The organism is Methanosarcina sp. DH2, assembly GCF_020804225.1.
GTDB lineage: Archaea > Halobacteriota > Methanosarcinia > Methanosarcinales > Methanosarcinaceae > Methanosarcina.
In genome coordinates this window covers 571,706-595,582 of record NZ_WJBI01000001.1, presented here as the reverse complement: position 1 = coordinate 595,582, position 23,877 = coordinate 571,706, and the positions used below count along the sequence as shown (strand labels likewise).

At 40.2% G+C, this 23,877-nt stretch carries 17 protein-coding genes; 9 read left to right on the top strand and 8 right to left on the bottom strand.

Features of this window, described 5'->3' with window-relative positions:
- Positions 1-344 precede the first annotated feature (344 nt).
- The gene (locus tag FXV91_RS02560; protein ID WP_229388587.1) at positions 345-710 is read right to left on the bottom strand and encodes a hypothetical protein; all 366 of its coding nucleotides are present in this window, start codon (positions 708-710) and stop codon (positions 345-347) included.
- A gap of 541 nt (positions 711-1,251) precedes the next feature.
- Between FXV91_RS02560 and FXV91_RS02555 the strand changes: the two genes are divergently transcribed.
- From FXV91_RS02555 to chaB, 6 genes are all read left to right on the top strand, one after another.
- A complete protein-coding gene (locus FXV91_RS02555; RefSeq protein WP_229388024.1) occupies positions 1,252-2,145 on the top strand; it encodes a DHH family phosphoesterase in 894 nt (297 codons plus the stop codon).
- A 429-nt stretch (positions 2,146-2,574) separates the two neighbouring features.
- Positions 2,575-2,982 (top strand): DUF1699 family protein, encoded by a 408-nt coding sequence (locus FXV91_RS02550; RefSeq protein WP_229388022.1) that lies wholly within the window; start codon positions 2,575-2,577, stop codon positions 2,980-2,982.
- A 334-nt stretch (positions 2,983-3,316) separates the two neighbouring features.
- Entirely contained in the window at positions 3,317-3,895 is a 579-nt protein-coding gene (locus tag FXV91_RS02545) for a pentapeptide repeat-containing protein (RefSeq protein ID WP_229388020.1), read from the top strand.
- 624 nt (positions 3,896-4,519) lie between these two features.
- Positions 4,520-5,407, top strand: coding sequence for an EFR1 family ferrodoxin (locus FXV91_RS02540; RefSeq protein ID WP_229388018.1), 888 nt, complete (start codon positions 4,520-4,522; stop codon positions 5,405-5,407).
- A 1,254-nt stretch (positions 5,408-6,661) separates the two neighbouring features.
- Positions 6,662-9,571 carry a PAS domain S-box protein gene (locus tag FXV91_RS02535; RefSeq protein WP_229388016.1) on the top strand — a complete coding sequence of 970 codons (2,910 nt, stop codon included), beginning with the start codon at positions 6,662-6,664 and terminating at the stop codon, positions 9,569-9,571.
- 160 nt (positions 9,572-9,731) lie between these two features.
- A complete protein-coding gene (chaB, locus tag FXV91_RS02530; protein WP_229388014.1) occupies positions 9,732-9,962 on the top strand; it encodes a putative cation transport regulator ChaB in 231 nt (76 codons plus the stop codon).
- A 329-nt stretch (positions 9,963-10,291) separates the two neighbouring features.
- On the opposite strand, the gene FXV91_RS02525 is transcribed toward chaB, so the two are convergent.
- Positions 10,292-10,564 (bottom strand): hypothetical protein, encoded by a 273-nt coding sequence (locus FXV91_RS02525; RefSeq protein WP_229388012.1) that lies wholly within the window; start codon positions 10,562-10,564, stop codon positions 10,292-10,294.
- Between the two features lie 334 nt (positions 10,565-10,898).
- Between FXV91_RS02525 and FXV91_RS02520 the strand changes: the two genes are divergently transcribed.
- Entirely contained in the window at positions 10,899-12,926 is a 2,028-nt protein-coding gene (locus tag FXV91_RS02520) for an MASE3 domain-containing protein (protein WP_229388010.1), read from the top strand.
- 766 nt (positions 12,927-13,692) lie between these two features.
- Here FXV91_RS02520 and FXV91_RS02515 read toward each other — a convergent pair.
- Complete coding sequence (locus FXV91_RS02515; RefSeq protein WP_011024057.1) at positions 13,693-14,100, bottom strand: DUF1699 family protein; 408 nt, start codon at positions 14,098-14,100, stop codon at positions 13,693-13,695.
- Positions 14,101-15,456: 1,356 nt separating this feature from the next.
- Complete coding sequence (locus FXV91_RS02510) at positions 15,457-15,648, bottom strand: hypothetical protein (protein ID WP_229388008.1); 192 nt, start codon at positions 15,646-15,648, stop codon at positions 15,457-15,459.
- 1,109 nt (positions 15,649-16,757) lie between these two features.
- Here FXV91_RS02510 and FXV91_RS02505 point away from each other — a divergent pair.
- Positions 16,758-18,578, top strand: a complete 1,821-nt coding sequence (locus tag FXV91_RS02505; RefSeq protein ID WP_229388006.1) for a chromosome segregation ATPase — start codon at positions 16,758-16,760, stop codon at positions 18,576-18,578.
- Between the two features lie 49 nt (positions 18,579-18,627).
- Here the strand turns inward: FXV91_RS02505 and FXV91_RS02500 are convergent, their stop codons facing one another.
- Together FXV91_RS02500 and hypF are read right to left on the bottom strand one after the other, a co-directional pair.
- Positions 18,628-19,083, bottom strand: a complete 456-nt coding sequence (locus FXV91_RS02500; RefSeq protein WP_229388004.1) for a DUF1699 family protein — start codon at positions 19,081-19,083, stop codon at positions 18,628-18,630.
- Positions 19,084-19,226: 143 nt separating this feature from the next.
- Positions 19,227-21,548 carry a carbamoyltransferase HypF gene (gene hypF / locus FXV91_RS02495; RefSeq protein ID WP_229388001.1) on the bottom strand — a complete coding sequence of 774 codons (2,322 nt, stop codon included), beginning with the start codon at positions 21,546-21,548 and terminating at the stop codon, positions 19,227-19,229.
- A gap of 94 nt (positions 21,549-21,642) precedes the next feature.
- On the opposite strand from hypF, the gene FXV91_RS02490 reads away from it, so the two are divergent.
- Complete coding sequence (locus FXV91_RS02490) at positions 21,643-21,864, top strand: hypothetical protein (protein WP_229388611.1); 222 nt, start codon at positions 21,643-21,645, stop codon at positions 21,862-21,864.
- Here the strand turns inward: FXV91_RS02490 and FXV91_RS02485 are convergent, their stop codons facing one another.
- Entirely contained in the window at positions 21,865-22,491 is a 627-nt protein-coding gene (locus FXV91_RS02485; protein WP_229388585.1) for a V-type ATP synthase subunit D, read from the bottom strand.
- A 2-nt stretch (positions 22,492-22,493) separates the two neighbouring features.
- Positions 22,494-23,876, bottom strand: coding sequence for an ATP synthase subunit B (locus FXV91_RS02480; protein WP_229387999.1), 1,383 nt, complete (start codon positions 23,874-23,876; stop codon positions 22,494-22,496).
- Position 23,877 lies beyond the last annotated feature (1 nt).

The window sequence follows — 23,877 nt, the reverse complement described above, 5'->3', positions numbered from 1 at the left end:
ACTGAACTATATTTTGCTTTTTACACTTTCTTTCATCAAGAACACTTAGAACACTTGTAATGGGAGGGGGTAAATACAGAGAAAGAGAAAATAAGAAATAAATTATTTCTTCCTCCCCTCCCTCTGAATTATATAGACTCTCCTAATTAAAAGCGTTCCATCTGTTGAGAAAAATAACGAAAAGAGCTAGAAAAAAGAGAAGAATATGAACAGATTTGAAAAATCAGTTCTGTTTTTTCCATGTATATAGTATTGTCTCAGGCACTTGACCCTGATTTTTGCCCAGGAATTAAAAAAAATTAAGGGCAAAATAAGGAACAAAGTTTAGAGACAGGGATTTCCGTTTAGTCTCTTTCTTTCTCCTCTTCAAGGTTCATAAACTCATCATAACATGTGATACAGATATATTTATCTTCGGGGCATGTTTCTTTAGAGTCCAACCTGGGACCGCCAGGTTTTGTGGTTCCTACCTTTAAGATATAGAAATGCTCACCGAATTCGACGGGCTGCCCACATCTCGAACATAAGAAGGGTGGATTCTCAACCGAATCAGCTGCACACTCAACGCATATCAGATCGGACTTATCCCCGTGAACATCCTTGAATTTTATTGGTTTCATATCCTGGCTGGTATCGACGACCAGCACATCTTCCAGCAGTTCCCGACCACAGATATTGCAAAATTCCTTCATTTTGTCGCTTCCCTTCATTATGTCGCCTCTATTCTTCAGAGTATTTCTCACAAATCCAGTACCAAGCCTGCAAGAGGTTTTATTATTCCCGTTTTTCACTTAGTTTTATTCCCCTTTTCGGCCCTTATATAATTTATATCGGGCTAGATATTTAAAAATATTGTTATTTTAACGTGTTGTCACTTGATTTAGTATTCTCACACCAGAGATTTCCTTTCGCCCTGCAGAGAATTATATAAGGAACTTTATGAGGAGAGTTTTGAATATTGAAGGTCCCTAATACATTAAATTTACTAGAAATTACAATAAATAAAAGAAGACATTAAACACTAAGTTTCTGTAGTTTTACTGGAAAACTACTTCCTGGTAGCTTAGAGGTATAGTGCGCCCCTGATAAGGACGAGGTCTTAGGTTCAAATCCTGCCCGAGGCTCTTTTCACTCTCAGTTTCAGAATGGGCACATAAATTAAATATTTCTGCACGTTTGGAATCTATGAAATGTGCAGTAGAAAACATGATAGAATTCATAGGAGATCCTTGGAGTAAAGGAGAATAAAAAATGACGGATGATAAACACACGATTTTAATTTATTATCATGATGATAATGACGGACTCTGCTCAGCCGCTGTCGCTGCGAATTACTATGACCGGGATGAATTTGCCATAAAGTTTGTTCCAATAAATTACGGCAAAGAGTCGTGGAATGAGGAAGAAATAAGGGCAGCCGAAAAAGTATGGCTTGTTGATTTTGCAAGTGACAGAATGGATGAATTCGTAAAAGCCTGCGGGTCTAAACTGATATGGATAGACCATCATAAGACCGCTATGGAGAAATTTCCGGACCTGTGGAATTCAAGTAATATTCCGGGAATCAGATCCATTGAAAAAGCAGCCTGTGTACTTACATGGGAGTTTACGCATCCTGAATATGTTCCGCCTCCTGCAGCTGTTGCTTATATTGGTGATAAAGATATATGGAAGTTTGAATACATTGAGACCAGGGCTTTCAGTGCAGGTTTCAGTCTGATGGTGAAAAACCCTGATGATAGCGCATGGGACGCGCTTCTTGGTTCCAGTTCCGAATACGAAGATATTGTAAATAGAATGGTATCTATCGGTGAATTACTCCTAGAAGCTCAAAATTACAAGCTTCAGAAAGCCTTCGAACGTGGGGTAGATTGCACTTTTCATAACTGGAAAGCCAGGCTTGTGAACACTACCGGGAACATCTCCGAGCTTGGAGAATTCATTTACAAGAAGCCCGAATATGATATTGCTATTATGTGGCAGGCTGTAGAGGATATGGTAGTATTCAGCCTGAGGTCTGATTCAGGGAATCCCGACTCACCTGATTGTGCCGAAATTGCTCAGCAATACGGCGGTGGAGGGCACAAGAATGCTGCTGGATTCCAGAAAAAGAATATGGATTTTCCACGTTTGCTTTTTTGTTAGATCTAAAAACGAGAAATAAACTCGTTATATCTGATTTAAAAACCTTTATCATTTTTAGTTTCAGTGGCTGGCTCTACGACCAATTTTCCTCTACCCGATGAACGGGAAAGTCTCATTAGAGTTAAAAGCTGAAAGAGATTAAGGATTAAAATAATTTAACCATATTTTGAAAAAAACTGTATTATGAAAGAAAGTGGAATTTGAAGCAAAAATAGAAAATTGGAGCAAAAAATAGGACGTATAATTTGAAAAAATCGTTTTTGTTTCTTATTTTTGGCTTTTTGAGATCAATTTAGTAAATGTGATATAACTAGTATCTCCGGAATACTATCTAAATAATATTAGTCTAATGAGATAACTATTTATAACAAGTATATGTACCTTATATTAAGGCACAATCAAAAAAGAACACAACAGTGGGGAAAAAACATGAAAATAAGAGTAGTTAGTTCCAGAGAAGAAATCTTTACACTTAATCCGAATGAGCGTCTTGTTCACCTGGCTTTCAGGCCTTCGAACAAGGACATCTTTGGACTGGTTGAAACATGCCCCAAGATTGAGGTAATCCAGTTACCTAAATCTTACATGCGCACGGTCTCAAAGTCCATAGAGATATTCCTCCAGATGCAGAGAGTCCAGCTTCTTGAAGGGGATGTCTGGGGACACAGAAAGGACATTAACGAATATTACGCAATTCCATATTCAGTGATTGAAAAAATAAAGGATATGAAAATCGAAGGTAAAGCCACTGAGGAGATTGAGAAAAAGGTTTCAAGGGAAAGCAAACTGAACCCTGGAATGGTCGCTTATATCCTGACAAAAGAAACTCCTGTCTGAACAAACAGAGAAAATTAAATTAGAAGGTGTTTAATGGAGATTAGATAGGATAGAAATGGGTTGATCTTTCATGTCTAATCTCCATCAATTTCCAGCTTAAATCTTGATCGCTCTTTTTCCGACCATATATCTTTCTCCGGAATCCCGGAATATAAGTTATTGAAACTTTTCTCCTCGAAGACAGTTTTAGACGACTGACATACATTGTAGTTGCTTAGAACCTGACAGACTCAAACTGTAAATCGATACAAATTTAAAACCAAATCAAGGAGAAACAGAAAGTATCTCCCTCGCATAGTAATGTTTATTGTAATTTAAAGACGATTAATCGTATATGGCAGATATCGCGGGTAGAAGAGACTTACGAGAAGCTGATCTTAAAGGTGCTGACCTTCGAGGAATTGACTTTCAAGGAGCTAATCTTGAAAAGGCTAACCTTATAGAAGCTAACCTCAGCGAAGCTAACTTTAAGGGCGCTAACCTTAAAGGGGCTGACCTTTTTGAAGCCAACCTTGAAGAAGCTCACCTTGAAGAGGCTCACCTTATATGGGCTGACCTCAGATGGACTAACTTTAAAACAGCTTACCTTGAAAAGACTCATCTTGAAGGGACTAAACTTGAAGGGGCGAATTTTGAAAAGGCTAATCTTAAAGAGGCAAACCTTGAGGGGGCTAACCTTATAAAGGCTAATCTTAAAGGAGCGAATCTCGAAGGAGCAAGCCTTAAAGGAGTGAATCTTGAAGGAGCTAACCTTGAAGGGGCAAACCTTGAGGCGGCTTTCCTTGGAGATGCTTACGGTTTATCATTTGACCAGCTTTCTAAAGTGAAAACACTCTATGATGCAAAATTAGACGAAAGACTCCTCATGCCATTAAAAGAGAAGTATCCTGCCCTTTTTGAAAAACCAGATTAATTGAATGATCAGATATTACCGAAAACATCATTATGTTTTTTTATTTCCTTATTCTCCAAAAGCAGCCTAATGTTTAAGCTGTTATTTTCCTTCTCCCGGGTCAGCGCTTGAATCTGGGCTGTTTGCTTTGCATACCCTCGTTTAGGTTCTTAATCTAAAGTGGAAACTAGCATCAGACAGTTTCAATAATAATAATAATAATAATAATAATAATAATAATAATAATAATTCTGAAAAGAGTGTATGCCGATTGGCCTCCAGATGATAAATGAGACATCAATCGGCAAAGGTGCAGAATATTTAGGTATTTAGACGATATTTAAAATAAGCTTCTCATCTATATTAGAGCTTTCAGGATAAATAACATTATAAACTGATAATTTTCAAAGAACCTATAATACTTGAAGAGCCTATATTGACCGGAGATCTACAATATATAAGTCATGAAATAGAACAGGTATAGAAAGTGCCCAGATCTTTGTGGGTAGGTTCACCCGAAGCTTATCTTTTTTACAAACCAATTAAACCCTCTATAATTTGCATGAAGAGTTTTTATATTTCTAAAGCTAGCTCATAATAAAACAAGGAGTCGCCTGTCCCTCTTACATACAAGGAAAGATTATCATGGAAATATCACGGAAAATCAATAAAATCAAAATAGCCTATTTTTCCGGGACAGGAAGTACAGCCCGGGTTGCTGATGCCCTTGAAAGGGAGTTTACCGCGCACGGTATATCTGTTATAAAGCTTGAGATAAGGGCAGGAAATATTGTTTCCGGTGATAAAGAGGATCTGTTGATACTTCTATTTGCTGTTCATGCGTTTAATGCCCCAAAGATTGTATATAAGTGGATTGACAGCCTGTGCAGTAACAATAACAGGCCAGTTCACGCTGCCGTGATATCTGTTTCCGGGGGCGGGGAAATGACACCAAACACAGCCTGCCGCGTAAGTTCTATACGCAAACTGGAAAGAAAGAACTGCAAAGTTGTTTATGAAAAAATGGTAGTAATGCCTTCAAACTGGTTTGTTAAAACAGATGACAGGTTAGCTATCAGACTGCTTGAGATCCTGCCATCAAAGGCTAAGCGTATCGCTGACGACCTTCTGGCAGGGGTTGTATACAGAACCAGGCCGAAGCTCATAGGCCGCATATTCTCCAGGGTAGGGGAAATGGAAAAAACGGGAACAAAGTTCTTTGGGCAGAAAATCAGGGTAAATGAGAACTGCAATGGCTGCGGCTGGTGTGAAAAGAAATGTCCTGCAAATAACATCAGCATATTGGACAACAGACCGATTTTTGGTAGGGAATGCTTCCTTTGTTTGAAGTGCATCTATGGATGTCCCAATAAAGCCCTTAAGGCGGGAACATTCAAATTCATCATCCTGAAAGAGGGATACGATCTCAAAGCTATCGAAAAGAGAATGAAAGGCATTAAACCAGCTCCTGTAGAGAATCTAGCTAAAGGATATCTATGGAAAGGGGTAAAGGAATACTTGCTTGAAGATTGACTTCTAGCACGCTCCGTCCATCTGAAGTTTGAATTTTTTCTGCAAACTGAGGGGGCATAACCAGAAGCAAGATCGTTTATCTCTATATTTGACAGTATTTATGGCTGGCACTCGGAGAGATGACCAACAAGGAATTTACTATATAATCGCTTTGTCAGTTAACGAGATCAAAGCTGAAATAGAAAGACTGCAGACGAAAAAGGAATTCTTTCGTTTTCTGAGTAAAAGAAAAATCTGTTTTGAAACAAGATAGAAAGATAAAGGCTGTCAAAATGAAACACAACAACCCTGCTGAAAGCAGATAAATGTAGAACTTTATGTTTGCTTTGAAATTTTTAATATCGCGATATAATTTTTTATGGAACAATTTTTGATAGAATTAATTTAAAATAATTTATGTTATTATTATATGCTGGAGTTGGGAAGTAAGGTGGGGTATAATCTACCACATAAAGAATCACCTGGAGGGCGCTGATCCTTTCTTCGGATCAATTTGCTTGGGGGAGCAAAATATTCGAAGAGGCTGTATTGGGGGATACAGTACGGATGCAGTCCCTCTGGGTTTCTTCTTACTATTCTTAATCTATTCTGTTTTCAATTCTCTTTTTCAGTCCTTTTTTAGTCCTTTTTTAGTCCTTTTTCAATTCTCTTTTTCAATCCTATGAATGTAATTTAAATTTTTCGAGTTTTATCTAAGATTCTTTTTTATTAGTACCTTGGACTCAAGACTCACGTTTAAGTAGGTATTTAAATAAACCTGTTTTTTATTACGCAACGTTATATAATGTATAGGTTTTTATGCATCGGAATTAATAAATATCGATAGTAGCATATAATACTGATAAGTTTTTCTGTTTGCCAGTATAAGAGTATGGAAACCCTTCTTCATAAAAGAGAATTCATAAGCACCTGCGGACTTGAAAATCGATTAAAATATTTCATAATAACTTATTTATAAAAAAAAGTGCTGCCAGATGACGATAATAAAGAAGTAAAAAGCTTAAAAATTGTATTGGGGAGAAAAATTGGCAGGTAGCGAGACAGGGAACCAGGTTTCAGGTGGAGAACAGGAAATGGTTTTACGATCAATTTTCCGATTATTTTCCGATTATTTTCCGATTAATTACCGATTAATTACCGGGTCTGAGAAGCCAGAGAGATACAAAAAAACAGACACAAAAAGATTTATGAGAAATTGCTCACCGAATATTGAATTGGATTTAATCTGTATTTAATGGTCGAAGAAGGTGTAGAATGGGAGAAAGCCTGAGAAAATCCGGTATTGACGTTATTGGAGATGTGCCCTGGGGAACGCACTTCTGCCAGTTCTACCAGACAAGAGAAGATCTGGTGGGTATACTTGTTCCCTATTTCAAAGCAGGGTTGGAAAATAATGAATTCTGTATTTGGGTTACATCACAAGTCCAGGATATAGAAGAGGCAAAAGAAGACCTGAAAAGAGCTATTCCTGCAATCGATGCTTACATGGAAAAAGGGCAAATCGAGATTATTCCTTATACGGATTGGTACCTGACAGAGGTTACTTTCGATCCGGAGAGAGTCTTAAACAGCTGGGTCGAAAAACTCAACAGTGCCATGGAAGATAGCTATGAGGGTTTGAGGTTCGGAAATACTTTATGGCTGGAAAAAGAGAACTGGCACGGCTTCGCGGGCTATGAGAAAGAAGCAGACAATATAATCGGCAACCATCGTATAATAGCTCTATGCACCTATTCCCTCGACAGGTGCAAAGCAACTGAGATCATCGATGCGGCCATCAACCATCAGTTCTCTTTAATCAAAAGGGAAGGAAAGTGGGAGCAAATAGAGAGTCCCAGGCTCAAAAAGGCGGAAGAGACAGTTTTTCAGGCTTCAAAAGAAGCAGAAGCTAATTTAAAAGAAGCACATGACAACTTAGAAAAACTGGTTGAAGAGCGAACGGTGCAGCTTGAGAAAGCTTATAAAGCGTTGAAAGAAAGTGAAGAAGGACTTGCGGAAGCCCAAAAAATGGCTCATATAGGGAGCTGGACCTGGAATATCGCAACAGGTGAACTACAATGGTCAGATGAAGTTTATTGCATTTTCGGACGTGGACCTCAGGAATTCGGATCAACTTACAATTCTTTTTTGAAGTATGTACACCCTGAAGACAGGGACTATGTCATTGATGCCATTAAGAAAGGGTTAAGTGAAGAGCCGCAGAGCATTGATTATAGGATTCTCCTGCCTGATGGAGAGGAACGTACTGTCCATACACAGGCCGAAATTATTCTCGATGAAAACAACATCCCTGTTAGAGCAAAGGGAATAGTTCAGGATATTACCGAGCGCAGGAAGACAGAAGAGGCGCTGAGGTTATCAAACATTTATAACCGCCGTCTGGTTGAAGCTAGTCTTGACCCCCTTGTAACCATCGGGCTTGACGGCAAGATAGCGGATACGAATGTAGCTACGGAATTGATCACCGGATATTCAAGGGACGAGCTGATCGGGACTCGTTCTTCGGATTATTTCACTGAGCCTGAAAAAGTCATTAAAGCGTATAAACAGGTGCTCGTGCAGGGAGAAATCCGGGATTACCCTCTTGAAATCCAGCACAGGGATGGGTATATAACGCCCGTTCTGGTTAATGCTTCAGTATATAAAGACGAAAATGGGAAGGTTAGAGGGGTTTTTGCATCTGTACACGATATTACTGAACGTAAGAAAGCAGAAGAGAAAATCCAGATGCTGGCGAATGTTGTGGAATCATCGGACGATGCTATTATAACCAAGTCTCTTGATGGCATGATTACAAGCTGGAACAGGGGAGCGGAGCAAATTTACGGTTATTCTGCTGAAGAAGTCCTGGGAAAAAACGTATCGATAATTGAGCCGGAGAATCTTAAAGGGGAAACAAAACAGTTAGCTGAAAAGATTGAACAGGGAGAAAAGATCCACCACTCAGAAACTTTGAGGTTAAAAAAAGACGGTACAATAATAAATATTTCGATAACTCTCTCTCCGGTTTTTGACGTGTCTGGAGAACTTATTGCCGTTTCAACGATTGCCAGGAATACTACCGAGCGCAGGAAGGCAGAAGAGGCACTCAGGCTATCAAATATCTATAACCGCAGCCTGATTGAAGCCAGCTTGGATCCTTTAGTAACCATAGGGCCTGATGGCAAGATCACAGATGTAAATGCAGCTACGGAATTGATCACCGGATATTCAAGAGACGAACTGATCGGAACGGACTTTTCGGACTATTTCACAGAACCTGAAGAAGCCAGTAAAGGGTATCAACAGGTGTTCGTGGAGGGAGAGGTCCGGGACTACCCTCTTGAAATCCAGCACAGGGACGGGCATATAACTCCTGTTTTGTATAATGCTTCGGTTTATAAAGACGAAAGTGGAAAGGTCATAGGGGTTTTTGCTGCTGCACGGGACATTACTGAGCTTAAGAAAACAGAAGAAGTGTTAAAACAAAAAATGGGAGAGCTTGCCCGTAAAAGAGAAATTCATCATCGGATCAAAAATAACCTGCAGGTAATTTCCTCCTTGCTCGCCCTCCAGGCTGAAAAATTAGGCAGTAAAGAATATATAAAGCGCTCGGAAATTCTCGAAGCTTTTCGAGAAAGCCAGGATAGGGTGGCATCCATCGCTCTTATCCATGAAGAATTGCACGAGGGCGGAGAAAGTGATACCCTGAGCTTTTCACCGTATATTGAAAGACTTGTTGAGAACCTTTTCCATATATACAGGTTTGAAAACGTCGACATCAGATTGAAAACAGATATGGAAGAGGATGTGTTCTTTGATATGGATACTGCGGTCCCGTTAGGGATAATTGTTAATGAACTTGTGTCCAATTCCCTGAAACATGCTTTTTCCGGCAGAAAAGAAGGAGAAATCCAGATAAAGCTTCACAGGCAGGAAGTTTCCAGGAGTAAAAGAAGTAGCTATGGCAGCCGCAGAGAAAGAGATATCAAGAGAACTGAGTTTACCCTAATAGTTTTGGATAACGGGGTTGGCATTCCAGAAGCAGTCGATTTTGAAAACTCAGATACCCTTGGATTGCAACTGGTAAGTATACTGGTAGAACAGCTGGACGGAGAGCTTGAATTGAAAAGAGATAACGGAACGGAGTTCACAATCAGAATCAGTGTAAGAGGTAATTCGTGACTCCAGAAATTAACTCCAGAAATTAACTCCAGAAATTAACTCCAGAAATTAACTCCAGAAATTAACTCCAGAAATTAAGGGCCCAGAAGTAAAGCGATATAAATGGCTACACAGAATGTTTTTAAAAAATAACCCCCTATACCTAAAATGGGGGAAATAAATGCCATATAAAAGTAATTCTGAACTGCCGGAGACCGTTAAGGAAAACCTGCCTGAACACGGTCAGGATATCTACAGAGAAGCATTCAACAGCGCCTGGGAAGAATACAAAGACCCTTCCGAAAGGAAAGGGGATGCTTCAAGGGAAGAAACTGCACACAAGGTCGCCTGGAGCGCAGTCAAAAAGAAGTATGAGAAAGACTCTAAAGGGAACTGGGTAGAGAAGGACTGAATTTTTGATTTCCGGAACCTGACATTTTTATTTCTTTTAGATTTTTTTCCGTCCGGATTTTTTCCTGCGGTTCTTTTTCTTTGAGATTATTTTTTTAAGAATTAGAATCTTTTAAAAACTAGTGCTTCGATTCCAAATAAATTCCTTATTTAATGGGAAAATTGGTGACTATTGATATATTCAAACTTCAACTTTTGTGAACATACTTCGGAATCACAATACTAGAGTCTTTAAGAACTGGAACTTTTTAAGAATTGAAGTTTTTAATAAGAAAAAATAAAAATGAAAAACTAGAATTCGTATCATTTGTATATATCGTGTTTTCAGGATTATGATCTTCGATCATACTCGATTTTATCCACCTCAGGAACACTGGTAATTGCAATAATGTTCTGTACCGCAAGCGTGCCGGTAATTACTACATCCGGACCTTCCTGAATATCTTTAATCTTAAGCCCGTTCCCTTCCAGGGCAACTGTTACTTTTTCAAGAATAGCATCTTGTTCCAGAAGGACTCTAACTTTGACACGCTCTTCAGATCCCAGTTCAAGCTTATTTTTGACTATTGAAGTCAATTCAGCAGAAAGTTTCGATGAAGTCAATTGTATCCCCCATATTCATTTTAATTGCTTTACCATAAATATCTGGCTATCCTTCATCCTGCTGTACTGAAAGTGACATGCCTGCAAGTAAAAATCAGGTTTATTTATAAGAACAGGGAGAGAAGAGCTGAAGACGACGAGCTGTTTATGTCGTATTTAAACTACATACCTATTCTCGAAAAAAGGAATCGCTCAAATAAATGTATATTCTAAGAAAAGGTATATCCCCAAAACAATCTAACCTAGCTTTATATTAAGCAAGATATTTATTTAAATACAGAAAGAAATGAGCTTTAGAAGGGGCAGGAACTTAAAGAAGATGGATGGATACCAGATGACATTAGGGAAAAAAATGAAAATATCGCCCTATGAAATAATACTCTGGGTAGCATTAGCCGGTCTGCTCTATATAATCAGCCGGAGCAACTACCTTCTCTTCCATACTCTGGCAGAATTATTCAGTATATATGTAGCGTACGTCGTCTTTCTCATAGTATCGAAATCAAAAACCCGCCTGGAAAACAGGTATCTTATACTCATAGGAGTTGCTTATTTCTTTGTTGCGAACCTGGATCTGCTCCATACATTTGCATACAAAGGAATGGGGATTTTTCCTCAGTTTGATTCAAACCTTCCCACCCAGCTCTGGATAGCCGCAAGGTACATGGAAAGTATCTCCCTGCTCGTAGCTCCACTGCTGTTAAAAGATTACAAGGCAGAAAATAAAACAGGAGATACAGGAGCAAGAGAAAAAAACAGGTTCTTCTGGCAAACTTTTCTCATATATACAGTAGTTATGGCTGGTTGTATTCTCTCAATCTTTATTATCGGAAACTTTCCCGATTCTTATATTGAAGGTTCCGGACTTACTCCTTTTAAGATTGTAAGTGAATATGTTATATCACTAATTCTCTTCTGTTCACTTATTCTTTTATACACAAAACGAGATCGGTTCGAAACCCATGTTTTCAGGCTGGTAGAAGCATCAATAATTGTCACAATCCTCGGAGAACTCGCTTTTACTCTGTATGTAGATGTATATGGGTTTTTCAACCTTCTGGGGCACTACTTTAAAATTCTTTCTTTTTACCTGATTTACACAGCTATAATTGAGACAGGATTTGAGGCACCTTACAGCCTTCTGTTCAGGGAGCTTAAAAAGAGTGAGGAGGCATTCAAGCAGAGAACAATTTTCCTCGAGGATGACCAGGGCAGGATCTACAATATGCTCGGTGTAAAGATAGCTGATTCCAAAGGCATACAGGAGCTGGAAAAGAATCAGATGCTGGAAAGAGATCGGATAAAACAAAAAAACTACAACTCGCTCATGTATAATATAAAAGGGTTTATAGGGTTCAGGCTTGACAGGAACTTTGTGCCCTTGTTCATAGAAGGAGAAATCGAAGAAATTACAGGCTATAGTAAGGAAAATCTCCTTTCCGGCAAGGTTAGATGGGAAGAAATAGTAGTGCCTGAAGATCTGCACATTATTCTTGAAAGCATGAAAAGGTTTACCTCTAACCCGGACCTTTCTACCGAAATTGAGTACAGGATACGCAGAAAAGATGGAGAAGTAAAATGGGTAAGCGTAATACTGCAAAAGCTTCCGGCAAATTCCGGATTGTCTGGAGAAATGCAGGGTCTCATTCGCGACATTACAGAGCGTAGAAGAGCGGAAGAGGTACTGAAAAAAATAGATGAGGCACGCATAAAAGAAATTCATCACAGGATTAAGAATAATCTGCAGGTGATCTCTTCCCTGCTCAGCCTTGAAGCTGAAAGGTTCAGCGACAAAAAAATGCTTGAAGCCTTCAGGGAAAGCCAGAACCGTGTTACCTCCATGGCTCTTATCCATGAAGAGCTGTATAAAGGAAACGAAATCGATACCCTTGATTTTGCAGCTTATCTCCAAAAACTGACTGCAGACCTGCTTGGTTCATACTCCGTACAGAAAGATAATATTAACCTCAAACTGGACCTTGAGAAAGTTTATCTTGATATGGACACCGCAATACCCCTGGGCATAATTGTTAACGAACTTGTTTCCAACTCCCTGAAGCATGCTTTTCCCGAAGGGACCGAAGGCGAGATCCGTATAAGCCTTTACAAAGTGGATAGTTTTGCCTTAAATATCCGGAGTTCAGGACTGGATAAGGAATGCGTAGATGAGAGGAATCTGCGATTCATATTGAGCGTAGCTGATAACGGGAAGGGAATTCCGGAAGGTGTAGACTTCAAAAATGCAGGGTCTCTCGGGCTCCAGCTGGTAAATATTCTTGTTGATCAGATTGACGGATGCGTAGGGATTAGAAGAGATCAGGGGACAGAGTTTACAGTCCTGTTCGGAGGCTCAAAAAAGTGAATAACCGTCTGGAAATAAAAATCAGTTAAAATATCCTGAAAAGGAGAAAAGCCTGTAGGTTAAAAAAGCCTGTGACTTAAAAAAGCCTGTAGACTTAAAATCCTGTAAGCTTTATTCAGGCAAAAATTAAGCACAGGATCACAGGTTCTTCGGCCTGAAATAATATTTTGATGAGATTGAATATTTGGCAGCGGGGGAGTTACTGCTGAAAATCGCAAATCTAAGAATTTTTTTATATTTTTTCCAGACCAGGGGTTTGGAAGCGGTAAAAGAGTAATTTCACTCAAAATAGACACCGGAAAACAGACATAGGAAAATAGAAAAAGGGATTAATATTGTAAACAACACCTTAACGTATCTAAAAAGAGGTTTGCAGGACTTTAAGAGGTTTACAGCGTTTTAGAGAGTTTTTCAGAACATTCTGTTAAACAAAGTTTACAGCATCAGCTTCGAAAAACTTGTACACTTTCGCATAACGGAGAACCTCAAGATAAAAGTGCCACAGAATTGCGTTTTACAGGTAGTTTTAGCAAGAAAGAAAAACTGAAAAACGAGTCATAATATAAAGTTACAAAACAACGAAAATAAAAAAGTAATTAAAAATAAAAAGTAATAAAAATAAAAAAGTAACAAAACTTTAAAAGTAATAAAGCTGTAAGAAGCTAAACTTAAAAAGTAACACAAATAAAAAAATAATAAAAATTACGAAGCAATAAAAATTAAAAGAAAATAAAATGGGAAGAGCCTGAAAATAATTTTCAGAGGCTCATGCAGTAACATCCTTTCTGAGGATGTATGCAACCATTTCAGGGTTCAGTTTGCTCTCCCTTGAGACTTTTTCTTCGATAGCCTCAGTGGATTTGCCTTCAATTTTCAGTTCCTTTATCTCCTCAATTATAGAGGAAGGAATACGGTAATATTCGTTAATGTCTTTCCTGTGACCCCAGACATCTCCTTCGATGAGCTGGATGCGCTGCATTTCAAGGAACATCTCTATGGACTTTGAGACCGTGCGCCTGTATGATTTGGGTAACTGGATTACCTCAATCTTGGGGCAGTTCTCAACCAGGGAAAAAATGTCCTTGTTCGAAGGCCTGAAGGCCAGGTGAACTATTCTTTCGTTTGGATTTAATGTAAAGATTTCTTCTCTAGAACTCACAACCCTAATTTTCAAAGTTTGTCCTCCCGATCTATTGATTTTTTTTCATTTGATAGTAAAAAATTCTTCATTAAATATTTTTCTATAATTACATGATTTATTTAGAGAGAACTAGTATTTACATTCTTTCTTTTATTTTCGTGTTTATCATAGAAACATAACGTAAACCAGTATGATGAGCGCCATTTTATTTAACATATTAAAAAAAGCCCAACCAGACCGTCTGAAAAGTATGATAAATAAAATCAACAAAAAATCAGGATATTATCAAAACAATATTTGTTTTGTCGCAGGTCAGGGCATTTCCAATATTTTGTTATGTAGCTAGATAAAGTCCAGGTTAAACCTGGTGTTTTAATAAATTTTTCTTTGGGTCTCTCTTTTGATGAAGTTCTCAATACAGATTCACCTTCAAGATTGAACATATTTACCTCTGTGAACTTTAGTATAAACTCATCCGGATTATATGTGCCCAACTATCCAATTATACATCTAATTCCTAATGATTAATTTTCAGCTAAGATTTTAACGAACTCTAAACGTTAGCAAACTCTAAAACTGTAGCGAATTCTAAAACTGTAGCGAATTCTAAAACTGTAGCGAATTCTAAAACTGTAGCGAATTCTAAAACTGTAGCGAACTCTGAAACTGTAGCGAACTCTCGTGACTCAGGATATGTCCCAGAACCGAATTTTCCTGTGTTTGTGTGGGTTTCCTTTTTTGCGAGTAAAAAAGAAAGAATCTGGAGAGAGTTAAAATCCTGAGAGCCTATCGATTTTTCCAGGGGATCGGATTCAGATTTATTATCAATAAAACAATCTTTAATAAAGTTATCTATTTAGTGTAATAATACAGAAGAGCTATCTTATCAGAAAGAGATACAAGAAGACCTGTAGAACCGAGAAAAAGATACAGAGCAAGAGAATTACTTAGAGAGCTGATCCCAAAACTCAAACCATATCACGAAATCTCAAATTTAGAGATAATCAGTCGAGCTCCTGAGTAGGAAAATGGTTCTGAAACTCTTATTGATGTGATAGAAAACTGGTTTTGGGATGAGCTCAGAAAGAATATACCTGAGCATGTAGTAACTGAAAAGATGACTTCATAATTAAAAAATAATCTCGTAACTAAGAAAAATATCTTGATAACCGAAAAAAACCTGGGAACTGAGGGAATAACCTGGAACTGAGAGAATACCTGGGACTAAGGGAATAATCCAGAATCTGGAAGAAAACAGAGCCCGAAATAATTAATCAACGAACCTGAATGTGAGAAAAATATACTTAAAATAGTGTGGTACTGCTTCGGGAAGGATTGAAACGCTTCACCGAAGAAAACCAGAACTTTTTTCAGTCAAATTGAAAAACTTCAAGACAGCATGGGCACAACAAATTTGGCGACTCCATACAGAAGTAACAGAAGCAAAAGCTGAATGAAGATCACGTCAAGATAGTAACTTTTGGACTTCAGTCCTTTTGGCCTGTCCTGCTCATTAGCCGGATCTTGTTTTCTTTTTTTTGCGTTATTGTCGCCTATCTGAGATTTCATTCCTTCCGTCACTTGAGACCACCTTTAATCCGATTTACAATCATTTTTTAGTATTAATAACCTTACTCTGATATTCATTTCCTCTGCAATCAACCCGGGACCATTAATGGCACGATGAAAACGTAGACTATATACAGGATCGCAATAAACAAAATATGCATAAAAACCAGGTCCAGTACCCAGGCTTTTACCCTGATATTAACCAAATATGTTTTCCCTCCGATTGAATTATCCTGTAAGTGTCTAGAACTTCCTCTCGCAAGCAAAGGCTGATAGAATTTTAAAGGTATTTCAGCCAATCGGCGGCACTATCAATAGCACAGAGGTAGTAAAAGGCCTTTAAAGCATGACTTGAGTGAAATTACATCCAGGTAAATAAGCATTTGTATTGATAAATTGAAATAATTTCTCCTGAACACTTAGCTTTAAACTGATATCATTGTTCAGCCCAAAACCAGATGATACGCATTAAGCTGATTTTGTTTATTCGGTTTTATTGAATGATTTCAAAGCAGGGCTTTAATTTCAGCTCTGTAATTTTACCTACCCAGGAGTTTATTAATATAAATTGATAACTAAAAAAATCCTGTATAGATGGATGTAGCTAGATTAATTATTCTTTGTGAAGCAACTATATAACAGCTTCGATTATGTCGAAGAAGCTAAGAAGTAAATTAATGAATAATCATTATAAAAATACTATCGATACGGTTTCAAAATTTGAGAGTTATAAAGGTAAAAAAGAAGAATAAGAATTATGAACTTATTTCTCTCATTTTAATCCTTCCTTTTCATCCTTATTTCACTTAGAGAACCTTTTGTAATACGCTGAAATATTCAGCAGAGCATATGAGGCTCCGAACTAAAACACCAAACTAAGCTTCAAACTAAAACTCCAAACTAAGCTTCACACTAAAACTCCAAACTAAGCTTCAAACTAAAACTCCTTACTAATAATTCCCTTAAAACTAATTAACTGGCGTGCCGGAAAGTACATTATATCCCCTGCCGGCCGTTTACTCCTACTTACCACTTAATAAATTTCTGAGAGAATAACATAACTTTTATTAAATGTTATACATATTATACTCCAGAAACTAAGACTGTTATGAGGCCCATGCATGGAAGACCCTGTTGTTGCAAAAATAAAAAACCAGTTCATGAAAGAAGGAAATCCAGCAAAGATTCCACTTATGAGCGGGAAGCAGTTTTTCGAAGCCCGAGTTGAAGAGGATGGAATCTACGTTGATAACCTGAAAAACCAGCCATTTCTACAATGGGAGATATTTTCCGAAACTATTAATTTTCTGCAGAAAAATGGAGGTCAGGCAAAAAAAGGAAACGCAACAGGCTGCAGGCTGGGAGATCCGAACCTTGACCTGAGTACCGTGGAAGGGTATATTGCCAGTAAAGTCTATGGCTGCAAGGAAGGAGATACTGTACTGAAAAGGATTACGCCGATAGCTTCCATCCTTGCCTGGGCTGAGATCTGTGAAAACTCAAGAGGACAGGTCTGCCTTATTTCGGAAAAAAAAGAACTTCAAACTTTAGAGTCCAAAAAAACTCATTTTGAGACCGATAATTCCGAAATGGCTATTCTTGAGGCAGATATTCCGGAAAAAAATCTTCCTGGAATAAATCTCAATGAGACAGGCCTTTTTGAAGAAGATATCCCTGAAGAAGATATTCCTGAAGAAGATGTTCCTGAAAAGGATATCCTTGAAGAAGATGCTCCTGATAAAGGCTTCTCTGAAAAAGACTTCTCTGGAAAAAGGATTTCTTTTACTCCGGCAGTAGAAGAAATTAGAGAAAAAGACGAGATAAGTTCTCTTTATACCCAGGTCGCAGGCAGTGATACCGGGTTAAATAGCCTGGAAATAAAACTTTCAGAAAGCCTGCAAAAAATAAAGGAAATTGAGGAACAGTTTGCAGGCAGGGACAGAGAAAACAGCAGGTTACAGGAAGAACTTGAAATAAAAACCGAAAAAATAGATGGCCTTAAAAAGTCTCTATCGGATTCGGAAGAAATCATAAAAAATCTTGAAGAAAGCCTCGCAGGCAAAGCAGTTGAACTCAAAGAATTTGAAAAGCTTATCTCCGAAAAGGGAGATGAACTGGAAGAGTTTGAGAAGGAAATATCTGAAAAGAAAGAAAATATAAGAAACTTTGAGAACTGCCTTTCTAAAAGAGATGAAACTATAAAAGACCTGGAGAATCAGTTAGTTCAAAAAGATGAAGCAATAAAAAGGCTTGAAGGTCGGATTACTAAAAACAATAGCATTATTGAAGAACTTGGAACCAGACTGAACGAAAAAGAAGAGATTGTAAGCTTTTTTGAAGCAGAGCTTCAGGAAAAGAACACAAAGCTTCAAGAATTTCTTGAAGAACTTGCAGATAAGGATACGGAAATAGAAAAACTTCAGTCAAAGCTGAGTGAAGAAGAAAACGAGAGAAATAGCCTTGATAGGGCACTGGAAGTAAAAGCTGAAGAAATAAGGGCACTTCAAGAAAAGTTCCTGGCAAAAGAAAGGGCTATGGAAAAACTTGAAGAAAGCATTTCAGTGAAGGACAGGGACCTTAACACTCTTGCCGGAGAGGTTATTGCAAAGAGTGGAGAAGTAAAGAGAATTGAAGAAAAGCTCACCGGAAAAGAGAGAAAGATAAACACAATAGAAGCCATGCTTGCCTCAAGCGAAGAAAAAGTCAGAAAGCTTGAAAAGCAACTCTCTGGATATGTAGGGGAGGAGAAACTTGCAGGGCAGCTCAGGGAAAAAAACGAGCTAATAAGACAGATCAAAGGAACACTTGTAAGCAAAGAGGAAGAAGTTTCCAGGCTTAATGACGAAAATAGGAAGTATAGGATGCAGCAGAAATTTGAAGCTGAAGGGTTAAGACAGATAGAAGAACAGAAAGCCTCAAGGAAATGGTGGAAACGCCTGTAAACCGGAAATAAAATGGTCTCCTTATACAAAACACTTATTGAAAATCTCTCTAAACCTTGTTCAGTTCAGGCCTTTCCGGGAATGTAGTAAGAAAAGAACTATGAAGCAGATGAAGAACCATATCAGGGCTGATTTTCCTGAGGCTTGTTATCTCACCGATTATCTCTTCTTCAGTCCGACCCTGAACTTCCAGTTCCTTTATCTTTTCAAGCACATAAGACGGTATTACAAAATAGTTGTTAAGGTCATGCCAGTGCCCGCTCACATCTCCCTTTACCAGGTGAATTCCTGAAGATGCAAGGTACATTTTAATAAATTTTGAGAGCCCCTCATAGGAAGATGCGGGAAGCTGAAGTATTTCAATTCCGGGACAGGTCTTGACCAGACTGAAGAGATCCCTGTCCGAGGGCCGAAAAGCAAGATGTACTGCCTTTTCCTCGTGTTCCAGGCTAAGGATTTCATCCCTGCTGGTTACCACTCTAATCCGTATACTACCTAGCCCCATTTATGCTCCCACTCCTATGTAAGCACGGATCATTTATTTAATTTTGTATTTCTGTTTTTCGGATCAAATTTCAGTATGTTGAATGAGTATGCTCCAGATAAGGAACATCAGAAGTGGCGAAAGTTAATTTTAGATCCCGGGACTTAAGTGCTTCCAGCATCATCGAGCTCTTTTGAATATGTTCCAAGCCCAGCTGCTACAGCCTGCCCAAAGGAAATGCAGCCGTCTCCACACGGAACACTGCGGTGCGTAAGAAATTCAAAACCTGCTTCCTTCACAGTTCCTGCAATGCATGAAGTAATATGATCATTATAAGCAACCCCTCCACTCAGGCCTATCTTCTCAAAACCGTTTTTCGCAGCAAGGGAGATGGCAATTTCTGAGATTCCTTTTGCAAGGTTCTCTTCAACTGCAAACGCAAGGTCAGCAGGGGAATACTTTCCACCGGAAAGCTCATAAACCCCCAGAAGGAGCTCAGTCGTATCAAGCACAGAGGTTCTGGACTGTCCCCAATTTCTAAAAACCAGAGGGAGGTCTGGTCGATGAATACTTTTCTTTGCTGCAGATTCAAGCTTCATTGCAGGCTCTCCTTCATAAGTCCTCACTTTGCATATCCCTAGAAGCGCCGCAGCCGCATCCAGCACTCTCCCTGCGCTGCTACTCGTGGTAACATTTATTTTTCTTTGAAGCTGCTGCATAACTGTAGAAAACTCCTGTTTTTCCAGGGGGAAGTAGAGAGGCAGTTTTTTCAGTTCTTCTTCTCCAAGCCTCCCTGACAGCATGCCCAGGACCATGCGGGAAGGAGTTTTTACGGCAAGGTCTCCCCCTGGCATAGGTTGGGGAAGCAGATGTCCCAGGCGCTCGTATCCGAAATAGGATGAACCCAGAAGTTCCCCTCCCCAGACTGTCCCGTCTCTGCCGTACCCGGCTCCGTCAAGGGCAATTCCCAGGACCCGGGAGTCAACTGGCAGGGAATTATCAGCCATAAGGGCTAGGATATGGGCGTAGTGGTGCTGGATCCGAAGTGTTTTTTCTCCACCTTTGCTCAGTGCAAATCGGGTTGTATTAAAAGCGGGATGCAGGTCACAACCCCAATTGAGAGGCTCTATACCCGTAAGTCGGATCAGGTGCTCGAAAACTTCAGAGTGATACCTGAAGGTCTCCACATGATTGGTGTTTCCTATGTACTGAGAGATGTAAGCCAGCTTTCCTTTTGCCAGAGTTACCGTCGAGTTCATTTCAGCCCCCACTCCTGCAGAAGCTTCGACTTCAAAAGGCAGCTCTACAGGTTCGGGAACAAAACCTCTGGAACGCCGAATAAAGGCTTTCTGTCCGTTTACAACCCGGATAACCGTATCGTCGTTTCTGTTTGCAATAACCCTGTTGTGCAGCAGGTGAAAATCCACAATCCCTTTAAGTTTTTCAAGCGCTTCTTCATTTTCGACAATCATGGGCCGTCCCGGAAGATTTGCAGAGGTCATAACGTATACAGAATCCGGCATGAGGTCAAAAAGCAGGTTCTGTGTGCCTGTATAGGGTAGCATGACCCCTATGTTGTGCAGACCGGGAGAAACTGATCCTGCCAGTTTGAAGTCTTTTAATCCGGGAAGCACGGTTATGGGGCGGCGGGGAGATATGAGGCATTTCCTGCCTGAATCTCCGGGTTCTGCAAAAGACTCTACAACCTCGGTATCTTTTGCCATGACCGCAAAAGGCTGCTCCGGACGACCCAACCGTCTTCGAAGTTCCTGTACGGGCTTTTCTTTTCGGGCATCGCAGGCGATATGAAAGCCCCCGAAACCCTTGACCGAAAGAATTGAACCCTGCTGGAGAAGGTCAGAAGCTGTTAAAATTGCTTCATAACTCTTTGCGAGCACTTTCCCACGAGAGTCCGAAAGCCAGAGTTCGGGTCCGCATTTCGGGCAACAGACAGGCTGGGCATGATGCCTCCTGTTGAGAGGATCGGTATATTCAATATCACATTCCTTGCAGAGAGGAAAATCTGCCATGCTTGTATTTTCGCGGTCATAGGGAAGCGTACGGACGGTAGTATAGCGAGGGCCGCAGTTTGTACAGACAGTAAAAGGATAATGGTAGTACCTGGAAGAGGGATCAAAGATCTCCAGCCTGCACTCCTCACAGATAGCCGTATCCGGAGGAATTATAGAGTTTTCAAAAGCCCCGGGTTCGCTGTGTATGATAATAAATTTTGAATAACCGAAAAAAGAGACAGTGCTGACTTTAATTTCTTTAAGTCTGGCAAGTGGAGGCTTTTTTTCAGGAAGGTCGGAAAGGAAATTTTGAATATTTATCTCGTATCCCTCTATAAGGATCTCCACGTGATTTCCAAGATTTTTCACGTACCCTGAAAGCCTGTGGGCTTTTGCAAGCTGGTATACAAATGGGCGAAAGCCGACACCCTGCACCGTGCCGGTCACATGAAGAAGTCTGGCTTCGTTTTGCATGAGGAAATTAGGATTGATATTCGTCGTTAAAATAGCTTTCTAACGTTAATCAGACCAGAGGAAGATAAAAAATAAACAGAAAAGAAAATATGCTGTGCCGAACTCAAAAAATAATTGTCCTGAAGTTCAGGTCAAGGTAAAATTCGGAAAGATCGTTCTTAACATAATGATGAACCCTAAAACCATCATTAAAAGGGAGATCCGCCAGGCTGCCTGCAGCAGGCGGGCCTGGTTTTCGGGTTCACCTAATTTAGTTATTGCTCTTTCAACCAGATTCGGTCGATCCTTACACGCTGCCATATTCAAATCAAGTTAATTATTTCATTCTCGCCTTGACTCTCTTCAGCCGGAAAGTATTCTCCCTTTCCATCTCCTCAAGGACGAAGCGGATGTACTTCATGGTTGCAATGAGCTCGGGAATTACTTTGAATTCGAGAGCGTTCACACGCCTCTTTGTCTTCTCGATCTCATTAAGGAGCCTTTTCATTGTTGTTTCAAGCTCAGCGGCGGTTATGATCTTTTCTACCAGGTCCTCATAGGCTTCTGCAGTCTCATCGATGTATGAGTTTGTACCGATGATACCGTATCCCCTCTCATAGAGGGATTTGCGGACTCCGGTAGAGCTGATCTTTGGCACCACAACACCCATGATGTTATGCCCTGAAAGCTGGATTTCGGGGGATCGCTTTGCTGTAAAAGCAGTTGATCTGACTGCAACCATTCCATTCACAGCACAGGCGAGATTGATTTTTCCCCTGCCGTTTTCATAAGCAGCGTCCAGCTCAGTTCTGACGTTCCTTGCCTCATTAAGGATCTTAAAGAACTCAAGAATAAGACCGTCTCTTTTCATCTTAAGGAGCTTGTGCCCGCTTTCAGAGAGCTTGATTTTCTTCTTGAGCTCGATTAGCTCCGACCGAGTTGGTTTTACGTCTTGAGCCATGATAATCACTGAGCCTTTTTATGTGCAGGATGGTATTTCTGGATGTACTTGTTGTCAATCCTACCCAGCTGGTTCATTGGCAGGTGCGCAAGAATGCCCCATCCGATGTCCAGGGTATCTGCAATTGTCCTGTTTTCGTTTTTGCCCTGTGTAACGAATTTCTGTTCGAAGAGGTCAGCAAATTCAAGGAACTTGACGTCTCTCTCAGACAGAGCTTCTTTACCGACGATAGCCACGAGACCTCTCAGGTCACGACCTTCTGCATAACCTGCGTACATCTGGTCAGAAACGGCTTTGTGGTCTTCTCTTGTCTTGCCTGCTCCAATACCGGAGTTCATCAGCCTCGACAGGGATGGCAGCACATTGATTGGCGGGTAGATACCTTTCCTGTGCAGTTCTCTGGCAACCACGATCTGGCCTTCGGTAATATACCCGGAAAGGTCAGGAATCGGGTGGGTAATATCGTCACCAGGCATCGAAAGAATCGGAATCTGGGTAACGGATCCCTTGGCTCCCTTGACAATACCAGCACGCTCGTAGAGTGTTGCAAGATCAGTGTACATGTAACCCGGATACCCACGACGGCCAGGCACTTCATTACGGGCGGCACCCATCTGACGGAGAGCTTCTGCATAGTTAGTTATGTCAGTCAGGATGACGAGAACGTGCATGCCGTGCTCATATGCCAGATACTCGGCTGCTGTCAGGGCCAGACGTGGGGTGGTGAGACGCTCAACAGCAGGGTCGTCTGCCAGGTTAAGGAACACAACTGCCCTTTCCAGAGCGCCTGTCTTTTCAAAGTCGCTCATGAAATACTGGGCTTCTTCATTGGTGATACCCATTGCAGCAAAAACCACTGCGAACTCTGCTTCGGATCCGGGCACAGAAGCCTGCCTTGCAATCTGCAGGGCAATTTCGTTGTGTGGGAGACCTGATGCTGAGAAGATAGGCAGTTTCTGTCCACGGACCAGGGTGTTTGTTCCGTCGATTGTGGAGATGCCAGTCTGGATGAAATCCTTTGGAGGCAACCTGGCGTATGGGTTCATTGCAGCCCCATTGATATCCAGCATTTGGTCTGGCACAATCCTTGGCCCACCATCCAGAGGGTCACCGGCACCTGAAAGGATCCTGCCGAGAAGGTCAATGGATGCGGGAAGCTTCAGGGTTTCCCCTGTAAAGACTACACCACAATCCTTGTCCAGACCGCCAGTACCTTCAAAAATCTGGATAACCACTAGGTCTGTTGAAGAGTCCAGCACCTCGCCTCTGCGGGTAGTTCCGTCAGGCAGGTTGATAGTAACGATTTCTTTATAACCTACAGGCTCTGTTTTCTGGATAAAGACAAGAGGCCCTGCAATCTGAGTGATTGTCTTATACTCTTTTACCATA

Bases quoted from the DNA above. Each gene is read 5' to 3' on its own strand.
- hypF (WP_229388001.1), bottom strand. From the start codon at position 21,548: ATGCAAAACGAAGCCAGACTTCTTCATGTGACCGGCACGGTGCAGGGT.
- chaB (WP_229388014.1), top strand. From the start codon at position 9,732: ATGCCATATAAAAGTAATTCTGAACTGCCGGAGACCGTTAAGGAAAAC.
- FXV91_RS02500 (WP_229388004.1), bottom strand. From the start codon at position 19,083: ATGGGGCTAGGTAGTATACGGATTAGAGTGGTAACCAGCAGGGATGAA.
- FXV91_RS02540 (WP_229388018.1), top strand. From the start codon at position 4,520: ATGGAAATATCACGGAAAATCAATAAAATCAAAATAGCCTATTTTTCC.
- FXV91_RS02555 (WP_229388024.1), top strand. From the start codon at position 1,252: ATGACGGATGATAAACACACGATTTTAATTTATTATCATGATGATAAT.
- FXV91_RS02535 (WP_229388016.1), top strand. From the start codon at position 6,662: ATGGGAGAAAGCCTGAGAAAATCCGGTATTGACGTTATTGGAGATGTG.
- FXV91_RS02550 (WP_229388022.1), top strand. From the start codon at position 2,575: ATGAAAATAAGAGTAGTTAGTTCCAGAGAAGAAATCTTTACACTTAAT.
- FXV91_RS02505 (WP_229388006.1), top strand. From the start codon at position 16,758: ATGGAAGACCCTGTTGTTGCAAAAATAAAAAACCAGTTCATGAAAGAA.
- FXV91_RS02560 (WP_229388587.1), bottom strand. From the start codon at position 710: ATGAAGGGAAGCGACAAAATGAAGGAATTTTGCAATATCTGTGGTCGG.
- FXV91_RS02545 (WP_229388020.1), top strand. From the start codon at position 3,317: ATGGCAGATATCGCGGGTAGAAGAGACTTACGAGAAGCTGATCTTAAA.
- FXV91_RS02480 (WP_229387999.1), bottom strand. From the start codon at position 23,876: ATGGTAAAAGAGTATAAGACAATCACTCAGATTGCAGGGCCTCTTGTC.
- FXV91_RS02520 (WP_229388010.1), top strand. From the start codon at position 10,899: ATGACATTAGGGAAAAAAATGAAAATATCGCCCTATGAAATAATACTC.